4 protein-coding genes are annotated in these 15,363 nt (G+C 43.3%); all 4 read right to left on the bottom strand.

The window, feature by feature from the left end; translation table 11 throughout:
* Positions 1-40: 40 nt before the first annotated feature.
* Positions 41-2,392 (bottom strand): TIM-barrel domain-containing protein, encoded by a 2,352-nt coding sequence (locus J7E57_RS23085; RefSeq protein ID WP_251030015.1) that lies wholly within the window; start codon positions 2,390-2,392, stop codon positions 41-43.
* An 83-nt stretch (positions 2,393-2,475) separates the two neighbouring features.
* Complete coding sequence (locus J7E57_RS23080) at positions 2,476-5,106, bottom strand: helix-turn-helix domain-containing protein (protein ID WP_215125680.1); 2,631 nt, start codon at positions 5,104-5,106, stop codon at positions 2,476-2,478.
* A 341-nt stretch (positions 5,107-5,447) separates the two neighbouring features.
* Positions 5,448-6,623: a type IX secretion system outer membrane channel protein PorV gene (gene porV, locus J7E57_RS23075; RefSeq protein WP_215125681.1), complete on the bottom strand. Its 1,176-nt coding sequence runs from the start codon at positions 6,621-6,623 to the stop codon at positions 5,448-5,450.
* Between the two features lie 199 nt (positions 6,624-6,822).
* Positions 6,823-15,063 (bottom strand): LamG-like jellyroll fold domain-containing protein, encoded by an 8,241-nt coding sequence (locus J7E57_RS23070; protein WP_215125682.1) that lies wholly within the window; start codon positions 15,061-15,063, stop codon positions 6,823-6,825.
* Positions 15,064-15,363 lie beyond the last annotated feature (300 nt).

The raw sequence follows: 15,363 nt of genomic DNA, 5'->3' as shown, positions 1-15,363 counted from the left end.
AACGGCTTTCTACTGCTTGTGTACTTCGGATAAGATTCGATTAAAATTTAATAGAAATCCTTTCTCCTTTATATTCAACTGATCTGGCATTTTTTGTTTTGGCGCCGTTTGCATTAGCGTTCAAAGTGATAAGCTCAACATTGAAGTTTCTCTTTGCCAACATTCCGGTAAAATTTCCTTTTCGATCGGAAATATTTAATGTCCTTGATTTTTGATCCCATTTCAATACAATGGCAGTGTAGGCCCCTTTTTCATAGTTATAATTATCATTTTCATCCTCATAAAGTGTAAAATTTCCATTTGCACCTTCATAAACCCGAATATCAAGATTTTCCCATTTTTTCTCGGTAGAATACTGTACATCAGGACCGAATGGAATGATAGCGCCAGCCTTCACATATAATGGAATGATGTCAACAGGAGCGTCTGTTTCAACAGTCTGTCCTCCCAGGCTGTACTCATTCGTCCAGAAGTTATACCAGCCACTTCCTTTAGGTAAATAAACCGGAGATTTTCTTACCTGATATTTTGTTACCGGCGCAACCAGGATGGAGCGGCCAAACATATATTCAGTGCCAATCTCATGCGTACGCTGATCGGCGATAAAATCCATGATCAATGGGCGCATAAAGGTTCCGTTATTTTCGCTTACATCCCATGATGTACCATATATGTAAGGCAATAACTTATAACGGAGTTTTATGGATTTCTCCTGGGCATCAAAACACCATGAACCACGTTCACCGAAATTCCAGATCTCCCGTGGCAGATCGGTTCCATGAGAACGCATCATTGGACTGAAAGCCCCGAATTGCATCCAGCGAACATATAATTCCTGAAATTCAGGGTTTTTATTACCACCATTATCTCGCCAGCGCCCGGCAAAAAAGCCACCGATATCGCTATTCCAGTTAGGGATTCCCATCAAGGTATAGTTTAAAGCTGCCGGTACCTGCTTTTGAAGCATCTCCCAGCTAGATGTAACATCTCCACTCCAGGTGTTGGATCCAAAACGCTGCTGGCCGATGAAGCCAGATCTGGTAAGGATCACCACACGCTTATCATGATTTGAAGCGCGCTGATTACTTGCAATCCCTTTATTATGCATCAAACTGAACCCGTTTTTTACACTTCTGTAGCTGCCTAGATGGGTAGGGAGGTCAAAATCAGATTCTTTAACGTTTATGTGATCAGGTTCTGTTGAATCAAGCCACCAACCATCGTTACCAATATAGCTGAATATTCCTTTATTGAGGTATTTCCAATAGATATCAAGTGCTTTTGGATTGAATACATCATAAGGTCTTGCGCCACTTTTCGGGGGCCAGGTATCAAAATTAATGATCATATTCTCACTGTCGAACTCCTTGCGCTGAGGTGTTTTCGGACCAAAGCCCGGCCATGTTACAATCAGGAGCTTCGCATTCAAACTATGAATCTCATCAACCCATTTTTTTGGATCTGGGAAACGTTCTTTATCAAAGGTTTGTGAATTCCAGGCGCTATCCGTTTTATTATACTCCGGCCAATAGCGCCAATCCTGAATGATTACATCCAATGGAACTTTCAGGTCACGGTACTTTTTAACCACATTCAGACTTTCATCCTGTGTATGATAACGTTCCTTGCTCTGAAAGAATCCATAAGCCCATAGCGGAAGCATTGGGGCTTTACCAGTTAGTCCACGCAGTTCTGAAATTACTCCATCCGTATTGGCACCAAACATGAAATAATAGTCAGCGCAGTGACCAAGGCTTTCAAAAGATAGCTCCTCTGGTTTATCCTCAAACTTAGAAATCGAGTAATTGTCCCAGAATACCGCATAACCTTTTACAGAAAGAAAATATGGCGAATAAGTTGACATATTTTCATTTTTCATCAGGTGAGAGGAATTGCGACGGTTAAATTTATTATCCATGATCTGGCCTACACCATATATAGCTTCATCTTTATCCAGCGAAAAAGCATTCCTGATCTTGAATGATGGGGTTCCGGCATCAATTACAGGCGAAAACAGCGTGCCTCCGTCCTTATCCTGCAGGAGTTCCTTGCCCGAAGCATCATAGAAATAAACCCCTCCGGTCTCTACATTTACCTCTACCTGAATTTTGCTGCTTTTTACTATCGCATTCTGCCCTTTTTTTGCATACCGTACAGCTACTTTATTGGGTACCGCAACAACCGAAAGACTGGTTTTAAGATAAGGTTTGCCAATGGGTGTTTTGTAAACCCTTACCGTATTTTCTGAATAGAACTCAACAGAGATATCCATTTGCCCGGCTGCAAACTTCAGGCCTTGTGTAGTCTTTTGTATGGATTGTGCCCAACCATTCATGGTTAGCAAAAATGTAAAAAGCATAAACAAACCACCGGCTTTGTTGTAAAATTTCATAAGCATCATAAAGTTTTTATTTGATCGTAACAAACATACTGCTGAGCGGTGATGTTGAGACAACAACTATGTTGCAAAAAGTATCAATGGCGTTGATTTTTCACCTTGCGTGCATACTCCGAAGGTCTGCAGCCATACTGTTCAAAAAAACATTTACCCAGATAGCTTGAACTGCTGAACCCCACCCTTTCAGTAATCTCTGAAATATTGAGTTTGCCTTCTAAAATTAATTGCGCCGCTTTTTCCAGGCGAACATTGCGAATAAACAGTGATGGCGATTTATCAAGGAGTGTGATAAGTTTTCGGTAAAGTCCGGTACGGTCCATATTAAGATCACGGCTGAGCTGCTCTACTGAATAATCTGTAACCTCAATATTCATTTCTACGAGTTTCATCGCCCTTTCTAAAAATTCAGATTCGGCCTGGTTGAGACCGGTTTTGGATTCTGAAGCATCGCTACGCTCCTCAGCTGTTGCAGGGAGGTTTTCTTTTTCTGCGAGAAGAACATTTTGCTGATCAATTAAGTTACGAATCCTGAGTAATAAAAGCTCTTCCCGATGAGTGCGTTCCAGTGATTTTCTGGTGTGAGAAATATAAGCAAATATTGCTGCTGATATCAAGACTGAAGCCAATACTAAGAAACAGATAATTGCGGGCAAAGTCTGCCACCAGGGTGCATCAATAGTTAGATCAATTTCAGCAACCGGTCCATTCCATTCTTTATTGTTATTAGAAGCCATCACCCTTAGCTTATAATTACCGTGAGGCAGATTGGTATACGATATTTCGAGAACGCCATGCCCGTTTACGCCATCTTCCCTGCGGCTGAAGGTTTCTCGCCAAGACTTGTCTATCCCCATCAACTGATATCGATAAAAGGTTTGGGATGGATTCTGATAGTTAAGCGCTGAAAACTGAAAAGTGAGAAAGTTTTGGTCATAATCAAGCTGTATCTTCTTAACATAGGGTGCACTATTAATTAAAATTACACGATCACCGTAGCTTTTGCCCGGTTCAACCTTTTCTCCCTTTAAGAACAGGTTGGTAAAAACAGGTTTAAAGGGCAGCTTACGTTGCAAAAGGCGACTGGGTTTCAAAATGCTAAATCCATTTATCCCTCCAAAATAAAGGTCGCCACTCAAACTTTCGTAAACAGCCTGATTTGTATATTCACCGTCTAACGTGCCAGCACTTGAATCGAAACTCGTAAAATGAACATTTCCACTGATTGAATCAATCTGCAACTTGTTAATGCCATAACTGGTGGTGATCCAGATGTTGTTGTGGCTGTCTTGTAATATCGCCTGTATAAAATTGTTTGACAGCCCATCTTTAGTATAAAACACATGCTGTTCCCCGGAAGGTTTTAATAATCTCAGCCCGTCTCCGGTTCCTGTCCATTTCCAGCCTCTCGAATCGATAAGTTCTGCAGTATGGTCAATGTTATAATCGATCAATATCTGAGGGTATTCCAATTTACGGCGTGCCGGTAACGGGATCGAAAAAACATCAACTTTCTCAAGTCCATTACCATTACTTAAAGCGGCTTTGTAACGATAAAAGCCCGATTTACATTTCAGGTAAATGTTGCCCGATACGTCCTCCGAAAATGCTTTCACCATGATATCGCCTAATAAGGCACCTGGAAAATAAGTTGCGCCGATATGCTTAAAAATATACCTTTCGGGATGATCATAGAGGATTCCTTGATTTACGGTCCCCAGCCAGAAGCCTCCCTGTTTATCATAAAGCAGTGTGCTGATCTCTGTATTAAGTTTACTTCCATCGGTTTTGTTTAGCAGCGGCCAATACCGTTTTTCACTACTAAAACAATCAATTATCCAAATCCCCTTAGCACAACTGATAGATGCTTTGCCCTTAGCATCCACCACTAAGGTATTTAAGGTATATGCTGTCTCAAGGATTTTTCTCCAGGCCTGTTTTTGAAGGTCAAAGAAAAAGAATCCGCCGTGAGTCCCATTTCTCAACTGATAAAAACCATTGCGTCCTTTGACCACCAGGGAAGTATTGCCAAACCTAGCGTAATGCATATCGGGATATGCAGCTGCACTGTACAACCTACGTTTCGAATTCAGATCGTAGCAGATCACCTTTCCTGTACTGTAGAAAAGATATAGCTTTTCTTCATCAGCGCTCACATCCTGCAGTCTACCCTGATTCTGAGAGAGATCGAATTCTTGAGTATGATCGCTAAGCACAAGTTTATCACCAATTAGCAACCACAGCCGTTGCTTTGTATCCATGAAGAAATTATCTATTGGCTTTGGAAAACCTATCTTTTTGAAATAGCCCGCTAAATCTTGTGTATACTTCTCCTTGCGCAGATCAACCCGCAAAAGTTCCTTATAGTCCTTTATCCAAAGTATGGAATCGCCACTCAGATAAATCCTGTAAAAACCATCATATGTTTTTAACGGATATTTGCGCTGAGAATCCCGGTGAATATACTTAAACCCCGCCCCATCATAGATATTGATATTACCGGTCGTTTTGAAAACCATACGTCCGTCAGGCAACTGAAGCATGTAACGAACCTGGTTGTCACTCAGCCCGTGAAGAACATTAAGTGGTGTAAATACAAATTCTTGTGATTTAGCGCAAGAAAACAAGAAAAGAAAGATTGAAATGAGGAAGATCGTTCGCTTCATTCTGGCTTCAAAGTTCTCATGAAATATCGGTGTAATTATGAACAATTTTAGTTGAATAAGAAAATAATTTACCTCTGGCGATCAGCAAAATAAGAGACAAAAAATGGTATTTACGAAGTGTTCACTAATCTTTGCATCATCTTCACCAGCGCAATTGATTTCTTTAATGCCCCACATATTTGGGTGAATTAAAAATTAATATTTGGTTACACGAATTTCGTAAAATAATCGATTTAAGCAATCGATTGCGCTAAAATATTTTAGTTAGCTCTACCCATGTCCAAAGCCAATAGACAGTCTCCCAATTAGCTTTTGGTTATCCAACCAACAGGCCGTAACATTTCCAAGATATGGGAATCCCGAAAATCCCCTTAAAGACTTTAGGTTTACTTAAACTTCCTGAACTTTGTTTGTATACCAAACCGCAGGGTATTTCGAAGTGGGTTATAACCCGATCCTACGAGGTATGAAAAATCGAGGGAAAGACTGCTATAATGGACGCCAAGGCCGAGGGTAAGGTAAGAGGTATTGGCTTTTTCGGGGTGCTGGTACAAGTAGCCTGCCCTGAGGTACAGCGTCTCTTTGAAGCTCATCTCTGCGCCCGTTGATATGCCAACTTCTTTTAATTCTTCTCGAAAGCCTCCCGGGGCATCACTGAATGAGCCTAAAATACCCGATGGTACCGAACGGTCGGGATCCCGTCCCCTTACGATATTCCCATCCGCACCGTAAATCGGTTGCGTTGGAGCCATCAGTTTATTAAAATCAAGCAATAATGTAAGCTTGTTCTGGCCTTCGCCTATTTTAAGTGCAGATCCTATCCTCATATTGGCGGGGAGGAAGTAAGACTGAGCGGTATTGCGATAGGTCATTTTTGTGCCTATGTTGGACAGGTTAAGACCAAAGCTTAAAACCGCAGGAGTGCCTGCCAGCATTATATCCGATTTCTGAAAAGCAGAAACATCTGCAGCCAGGGCTTTTCCCGAGCCTCTGTTTCCATTAACTGTTCCTCCGCCAAAAAGGTTACTGCTGATATACCGTATATTTCCGCCAAGGGCGAAATCCGGACCAAGCCTGAGTGAATAGCCAAGATCGAATGCTGCTTCACTGGGACTATAAACACCCAGATTCTGAAAATTATCGTCGCTGAAATTAATATCCCCCATAGAAAAATACCTAATGGATGCAGATATTGTATTCTTTTGGTTCACCCTATAGTACCCGCTAAGGTATGAAATACTCATATCAGGGGCCAGCTGCTTGAGCCAAGGGCTATAAGAGCAGGAGATACCGAAATCTCCCTCTGTGAGAAATGCCAGTGCAGAGGTATTCATCACAGTGGAATTGGCATCAGGATCAAGGGCCACACCGGCATTTCCCATTGCTCCTGATCTTGGCTGTGGCGTAATCAACAGGAATGGTACCGCAGTGTAAATATTGTTCCTCGCGCTGGCATCTGTCTGGATACCGTTTATGGACTGCGCAGAGACTGTTTGATGCAAAAGAATCAGAATTAATAAAGTCCACTTTTTCGTAGACACCTGGTTTGATCGTATTTTCATAGTGTTAGATATATAAATGTGGATCGATTGCACATTAAGTTTCGATGAGCGTTTATTATCGTTAAAGCATTTTTTACTGGATTCTCTCTATCAATCCGGGTTTAATAGATAAGTTAAGACACTCATTAACCATATTTAAAAACAGGAAGGGCATCAATTAAAAACGCCCTTCCTGAACGGATATAAATTAAATCAAAGACTAATTGATAAGCACTTTGCCTGCATACTGTTTATTGAGAAGCAGAATATAAAGCCCCGCAGATACCTGCCGCTGTAACTGCACTTCTATATCGCCTGAATTGTTAACGGCAGATTTTGAATACACGGTGCGTCCGGTTAAATCTACTAGCTTCACTTCTACATCCTTCTTTAACAGGTTTGCAGTTGTGGTAATATTAAACCTGTTGTTTGTTACCGGGTTTGGATAAATTACGATACTGCTGGCTATATTAATGCTGGATTCTTTTGGTGCTGCAATGGCCAACTGGCTATTTGTACCGTTAGGCACTGTGCCATAAATCAATTCTCCCCTGTAGTACACACACACATGGTTATTTTCAGCAAAACTACCAGGTTGGTAAGAATGATCATTTAACTGGTTAAACGCTGACCAGTCTGACTTGGCAATCCGGTACTGAATGTTTCCTGTTCCACTTAAGGGATGCAGCTTACCGGCACTCGAATCTACTTTCAGTTCCAGGTATGCACCACCATTAGTGCTTAGTGACGGATTTATAGCCACAAACTGCCCCTGGATTTTAGACGCGCCCAAATTGGCATAGTCTGCCCAGAAGTTCAGGCCCGCTGCGCTTTCAGGGGTAAAGAAATACCTGATGGAAATATCTTTGTAATCTACCGGAGTATTGCCTGTGTTCTCTAGCTTTAAATAGGTACTGATTGTGCTGCTTCCGGCACTTTTACCCTCTGTAAGTACTTTAACGCTTTTGGTTTCGGTTATGGGCGCTGGCTCATTTCCCCAGATCAGGGTTCCGTTACGGTATAAGGTAATTTTGCTATTGTCAGTATAGGTAGAACCTGTACGATAAGAAAAGTCGTTACTTTCGGTTAAGTTTGCCCAGTTTGAGTTGGCAAGGCCCGATTCGATAATGCCCGAACTGGCACCAGCGCTAAGAGTTCCTGCTGTAACATCAAAACTGTATTCGATATAGCCATATGCATCGTTTCTTGGCTGAGGTAACGCAACATATTTGGTTTTAACCTTGCTGTTGCCCATCTGCGCATAATCTATCCAGGTATTAATTCCTGCAAAATTTTCTGCCGTAAGCCAATAACGGGCTGTAAGTATGCTGTAACTGGTTGAAGTGGTATCCCCGTTTACGATCTTTAGCTTTGGCCTGATTACATTGTTCGATTGCTGTCCGTTATCACCATCAGCCGATAAAACCTTTAAATTTAAAGGCAGTATAGTTAGGTTTTGAGTAACACTGGCAGAATTGTATGTTTCATTTCCAGGCTGACTAGCTGTAAATACTGTGGTTCCAGCTTTTAAGATGCGCGCCACACCATTTATAACCGTAGCTACACTCTCGTCAGAACTGCTAAAACTTACAGGAATACCAGAAGAAGCAGAGGCCTCAAGGGTAAAATCTGCATCGCCAAGAACTTTCGGAGCAATGGCAGCGAAGTTTATGGTTTGTACATTTTTAACGGTTAATACCTGCGATACCGGGGTTGCAGTCAGGTACTGGGCATTTCCGGCCTGTGAAGCTGTGATTGTTGTAGTACCCGCGGTTAGAATGTGAAGTTGTCCGTTAATTATTGTTGCAACATTAGGGTCTGAGCTGCTATAGCTTACGGTTAAACCCGAGCTTGCTGTTGCGCCTGCATCAAAATCAGCATCACCAACCGTTTTTTGAGCCAAGGCATTAAACGTGATGGTTTGACTAAGCACTGCGTTCAGCATCTTTATTTCCGTTGCCGTCAGTGCTTTGCTGTAGATCCTGAAATCATCCAGGGTTCCATTTAACATAGGGTCAGGCCATTGAGACTTGCCAAGATAGTTCAGGGTAGTATTTCCCAAACTGGAAGGCTTTAATGTCATCGCGCTGTTGCGCCCAACTTCCACCCCATTAATATACATAATAGCCTCACTACCGGATTGCGTTACGGCGATGTGTGTCCATTCACCGGTTTTTATGGCTATACTACTGTTTAAAATCAGCTCTCCACCACCGGCTTTAATGGCATAACGAGGGTTCCCGGCGCTGCTTTTCGGTGTAAGGAACATATAATTCGTTGTTCCTGTACCAAAGTCAAAAATACGTGCCCAGTTAGATGTACCATCCATTTTAACCCAGGTAGCAATAGTAAAATCATTTAAGGTGCTTACAACAGATGTAGGAAGTGTCGCATAACCATTGGCCGTGCCATCAAGACGAAGTCCATTGTTAATCTTTCCCGCAGTCCAGGTCGCTGCGGTTTTCAGTGTACCTGTACGGCTACTCCAAACATCTGTAGCGGTTATGCCATTGGCTTCGTCAAAAGGCCAGTAACTGTATTTACTTACAAATGGTTTTGCACTGATCTCTGCACTATTGGGATTTTCAATTATACCATCTATTGTTGCGATTGTATAATAATAGGTAACACCATTGGTTAAACCCGCATTAAAATATTCTGAACCTTTGATGGTTGCAACGGTTGTATAAGGGCCACCTGGTGTTTGAGAACGTTTGATACGATACGAATAATTAGCGTTCATAACCGAGTCCCATTGAAGGATGATTTGAGCATCACCTGCTGTTGCACGGATATTGCTAACAATGTTACTCTGGATATTCAGGTTCAGCGAAGCTGTACCATTGTTGGTATTGGAAGCAGTAAGGTTCACGATAAAATTACCTGCCTGAGTTGGTTTACCAGAAATTACACCGGTTGTTGTATTCAGGCTTAAACCTGCAGGAAGTACGCTGGCTTTATAGGAATAAGGAGAATGCGTTGCCGTGATCGCATATTCAAAGTCTCTGCCTAAAATACCTGTAGCAGTAGTTGCACTGGTAATTTCAGGAATGCCATCTGGTTTGTTTTCTTGCATTGCAGCAATTTCTACGGCACTTAAAGCACGGCTGTAAATACGGAAATCATCGACCATCCCTTTCAGAAGAGGGTCAGCAAATTGAGATTTACCAATCCAGGTTTGAGTAGTGTTACCCAGCATGGAAGGCTTTAAGGTATAATTGTTATTCCTTGCAATTTCATTGCCATTGGCGTATAGTACAGCAGTTGTCCCGTTAAGGGTCACGGCCAGGTGTACCCATTGTGCTAACGGCATCGCATATGGTGCTCCCATTATTTGTTCCGCACCTCCATTTACTTTGGTTGTAAAGCGCAGCCCTCCACTAACATTCGTGGTCAGGAACATATAATTAGTGGTACCTGTACCGAAGTCGAATACACGCTCCCAGGCTTTGGTTTCATCGAGTTTTACCCAGGTAGCAATGGTAAAGTTGGTGAGTGTACTAACTGCTCCAGCAGGCAGAGTGGCGTAAGAATTTCCGCCCAGTTTCAATCCTGAACCAGAAATACCCTTGTCCCATCCGGCATCCGTGCCTTCCAGAACCACCTGTTTATTATTCCATATATCAGTGGCGGAAGACCCCATAGCTTCATTAAACGGCCAATAGGCAAATGTTGCCGTTTCCGGGGCAGCAGTGGCAACCGTTGAAGGCACGCTTTCTCCTGCCGGGTTTACCGCAGTAACGACGTAATAATACTTTGTACCATTGCTTACACCGGTATCGGTATAGGTGGTATCAGGCTGATTGGTGATGGTACTGAACGGACCTGTTGCGGTAAGAGATCGTTTTACATTATAGGTAAGGGCTTCATAAGCTCCCCGCCAGTTAAGGCTTACTTTGGCATTGCCGCCTACTGCAACGAGGACTCTTACCATTGGAGATATGGACGGAGCAGGCATAGTTATGCTTACTTCCGCCGAATTGGCACTCTCCCCAACTTCGTTACTTGCTGAAAGCACATAGTAATATGAAGTTTCTGCGTTTAAGCCTTTATCTGAATAAACACTATCCTTAATGCTTTCGGCTATTTTTACATAAGGACCTCCGGCTGTTTCTGAGCGTTTAACGGTATAACCACTTACAAACCAGGAGGCTGGTAGGGTATTCCAGCTAAGATCTGCCTGGAAGGCGCTGAATGCGCGTCCCTGTAAAACCGTTGCAGGTGGCACGGCATTAGGCTTCACTGTAAGTTCTGCTATGATTGTTACCGTACTTGCCGAACCCGTTGCTTTCGCATAAAGCATAAAAATGCCCGACTGGGTAGGTGTGCCCGTAATCGCTCCGGTAGTGGCATTTAAGCTTAAGCCTTGTGGAAGGCCAGTCAGACTAAAGCTTGTCGGATTGTTTCCGGCAGAAAGCGTATAGTTAAACGGACTGTCTTTAGTTGCTGTTAAGGTAACTACGCTACGATTGTCGGAAATGACCACATCATTGCCATCGCCACCTTTATAGGTAATGCGGAACTTATAAGCTCCTGCCGAAATCAGAGATAATTCAGGCAGATCTTTAAAAGTACCGTTAATTGGATTAGTTCCTGTATTGTTAACGATGGTGTATGAAGTTCCCGATGGAAGGACGCCAGCAATCGGAATTAACTTAAGCTTTGTACTGTTTAACAACGTAACACTTGTTGCTGTAACTTTATCACTTTCTGCAGTACCCAGGTTAATTTCTGCAGTGTAAGTGGCATCAGCCTTCATGGTAAGTGCTCCTACTTTAAGCGTACCGATTGCTGACACTCCAGGTTCCAATATCGCACCCGGTCCGCTTCCGGTTCCAATGGTAGCCGATGATTGAATGACTCCCGAGCCCCCCAAAGTACCTTCTTGTACAATTATCGGACTATTAAAAACTCCACTGGCTGCATCATTAGCTATGAATAATTTTCCCTTTTTTACGGTAGTCGTTCCGCCGTAGAGCTGATTTCCCCACATTCGAAAAGTACCTGTACCTACTTTTTCAACGGTCAGGTTACCACCAAGAGCGTCAATAGTTCCTCCATAGTCGGAATTTGAATTCAGGGCACCAATACTGATAACCGGCGAATTACTCCCGGCGGTACGGATATAACCACGTCCACTAAGGGATCCGAAATGTATCGTTCCGGTTTTAAAACTTAAATTCTGGCAATCAGGCGCATTGGCATCCAGCAACCAATTGGCCTTTGCACTTCCCGATTCGGGAACCATGAAGCGGATCCGCTGGGCCCCACTTCTAAATATCGAGACAAAGGTCCCGGTAAACTCACTATTATCTCCGTACAAATTCAAACCGGCATAGTAATTTCCATCATGTGCTATGTTACCTGAACCTGTTAGTTTTCCGTAAAGATTTATTGCAGCGTAATCTTCATACAAATTACTCCTGGTTCCGGGCAATACTTCTATGTCGTTATATAAAGATAGTCCCGCATCGGGCGGAGCCTGCAGCAGCCCCCCATTCATTATGATCTTACCTGTGCCCAATGGCCCTGCTGTAGGGTGGCTGGGCGTTCCGGTTCCTACCCCCGATGCAATTACCTTACCACTAATAATCGTCGTATTTCCTGAATAGGTACTATTGTTTCCTTTAATATAAAAATTTCCCCAAGAGTTCATCCTTAAAGAACCCGTACCGCTTATTGCCCCGTTCAAAACAACGCCGCCTCCTGTACTCACACTTACCTGATCAGTCAATTGTAAGGGAGTTGTAAATGTCTGAATTCCTGATGAGTTGTTAACCAGGTCATTTTTCAGTGTTAACCCATTACCTGCAATAGTATAAGAATTTGCATCAGATGCAAATTGAATCCTTGAGGCTACCAGGCCGGTTAGGTCATTAGTTAATAACGAATCTGTGGTCGAACCAAACGTTAATATGGCCGGATTCGCAGGAAGGACATTTCCCGTCCAGTTAGCTGCCAGATTCAATGAATCGGTAAGCGGTGTTGGACTCCATATTGCCGAATTCGCACCTGGTGAGCCAAAGGCTTCTAACGAATTAGCACTTTCCTTTGTAGCCCCTACTGACGAAAGTACATAGAAGTATGGATTGCCACCGGTAACATTTGTGTCAGTATAGCTGGTCGTACTAACCGTTGCTACCGTAGTATATGGTCCGCCACTTACAGTACCCCGTTTAACTTTATACGAAGAAGCACCGTTGGCAGCATCCCATAGAAGACTAATCCGGTCGCTTTGATTGGTTACTACAGGGCGACCCGGAATACCTGGAGGAACGTTAGCAAAAACTACGTTCGAATTAGCACTTTCCATATCGCCTGTAAATGCCGTAATAACATAATAGTTATTTACTTCAGGTACAGGAGCGGGATCTGTAAAACTGTTGAGGGTAATAGCTGCCTGAATAGTGGTATATGGGCCTCCCGCTGTTAGCGAACGTTTTACCGAATAAGCGGTAGCGGTTGCTGAAACTGGCCAGCTCAATTTGATCTGTGTATTATTAATAACCGATGCCACAACCGAAGCGATCGCTACAGGAGCCTGGTTGTTGAGCACTTTCAGAATCAAAGTTGCGGTGCCGCTGCCGATGGTATTGGTAGCTGTTAGTGTTACTTCGCTTTGTCCTAATCCGGTAGGCGTGCCGGAAATAATACCGGTAGCCGTATTCAGGCTAAGCCCTGTAGGCAAACCGCTGGCACTATAAGCAGTAGGACTGGCACTGGCACTGATGTTATAACTAAAAGGTTGGCCAATGGTAGTTGTAGCAGTGGTAGCACTACTAATCTCCGGAGATCCCGCCGGTGCAGATTGGCTATAGCCTACATTACTGAACGTGGTTGTATTATGTAACGATGTATTATTAGAGATGGTATAAAAACCGAGGTACAGTTCTGCCGGGAAACCGGTTGCTGAATACCAGCAACTAAGATTCGTCCAGTTAACGCCATCCTGTGAGTGGTACGCAAATATGCGGGTGTTTACACGTTCAATTTTTAACCACCACGGGGCTTTCGGCTGTCCATGCCTTCCGACACCGCCATTTGCCCCGAGAGCAAGATCCCAAAAACGGGAACCGGGCGCTAATGATTCGCGCAACATAACACCTGAGCTTCCGGTAGTAAGCGACATATTTTCAATTTTCACTACAAGGCCAGCATCACCACTAATTTTTTTAAAGTTGAAACTGAAAGCATTACTCGTGGAATTTCCGGCACCTTTAAGGGTCCAAATTCCGTTATTGAAGGATGCACTGCCTGCCAGTCCGGGGTTGCCGATATCAATATTGGTCAGGTTACTTACTGGCTGCACGTGCTCGGAAGGATAAAATACAGGTGGCAAACTAACCGCAGTAGAAGTATCAGATGATTTTAGATATAAGAACTCCCCTTGGGTACCCCCCAATGCGGCCCGCATCCTGTCTGTTTGAGGAGTAGGTATTCCCTTACGCCTGTTATAAGCGTTATGAATAATATTGGTCATCCCCCATGGTCTTCCTCCAGGTTTAATTCCCCAGTTGGTCCAATAACTGGCATAGCCCCCAAAGGGAATATAGGTCATGGTATCCCCGTCAAAAGCAAATTTATGATATAGCTCGGCGATAGCCAATACCCGGTTGTTTAACTCGGAAAACATATCTACCCTTTGCTTCCAGGCAACTTCTGCACCCCATACCAGGGCAGTAGCCTGCACTCCCCAGTGATCATCTCGGCCGGTATCACCTGTTTCGCCATTGGGCAGCGAGTTGCGCATGCCTCCGCCGGCATCCATCCTGTACACTTCAAGCGCCTGGTTAAACCGAGTTACATCATTACAGAAAATCGATGCAGCCAGCGCTGTTTTTAGCTGAATAGCGCCTTTATTCTGGTCGCGTAAGGGATTAGGTACAAAGGATGTCGGAAATAAGATATTAGCGAAATAGTTTTCCACATGTTGTGTATTGGCTGCGGTCCAACCGGGAAACGTATAGCGGAGTATTTCAGCCGCTACGCCCCAATCCTGGGCATGGTCGCCAATGTCCAGATTATTTTCAATGCCGCCCCAATAGGTATTGGTAACTGCCCAGGAATCCAGCATGTTGGTTGCTTTTCGGGCATAGGCACTATCCGCGGTAAAAACATACATAAAGGTCAGGTTGCGGATAGCAACCATATCGTTTATCCATGCATTGTTATTTAGGTGCGGGGCACGGCTTACCGTAGCATATGGCCCAGCCATTACGTAGCTCAACTTAGACTTGCCGTCATTTTTAAATGCATTGTAGGCCGACAACCAGGGTTCCTGGGTAATGTTGACTTTCAACTGATTCAGGTCAGCCTGGTTTAGGGCAATACCCGGGTGGACTAAGGTCTGAACCTGGGCTTTTGATTTCTGAGCGCCGATAAACGTCAGAACGGCAAAAAAGAAAAAAAACAGGTTCTTTTTTGCCATCAGTTTTAGCTGATAAAGTAAAAGTTTTTTCATAAGGATGTAATTTAGTTGGTTATTAATCAGATTTTTGAGCGCTGATTTCCATAAGGACACATGATATCAACTTTGATACTTAGGTATTTAAAAAATATTTTTAGAAATAACTGTATCAAGTACTCTATTTGTGACGCATGAGGGCTTTGTATTTATTATCCGACGAATATATAGGAAATAGCAGACAATACTTACGGCAATGCATAAAACTAACGACTGCTGCACCTACTACTGTGGCCAGACATATTATGCCTCGGTAACAGCGCACTATTTATACATGTAGCATTATTCTATATATGG

This window comes from Pedobacter sp. ISL-64 (assembly GCF_018613605.1).
GTDB lineage: Bacteria > Bacteroidota > Bacteroidia > Sphingobacteriales > Sphingobacteriaceae > Pedobacter.
The sequence above is the reverse complement of the archived record's forward strand: the minus strand, read 5'-3'. Positions and strand labels throughout refer to the sequence as shown.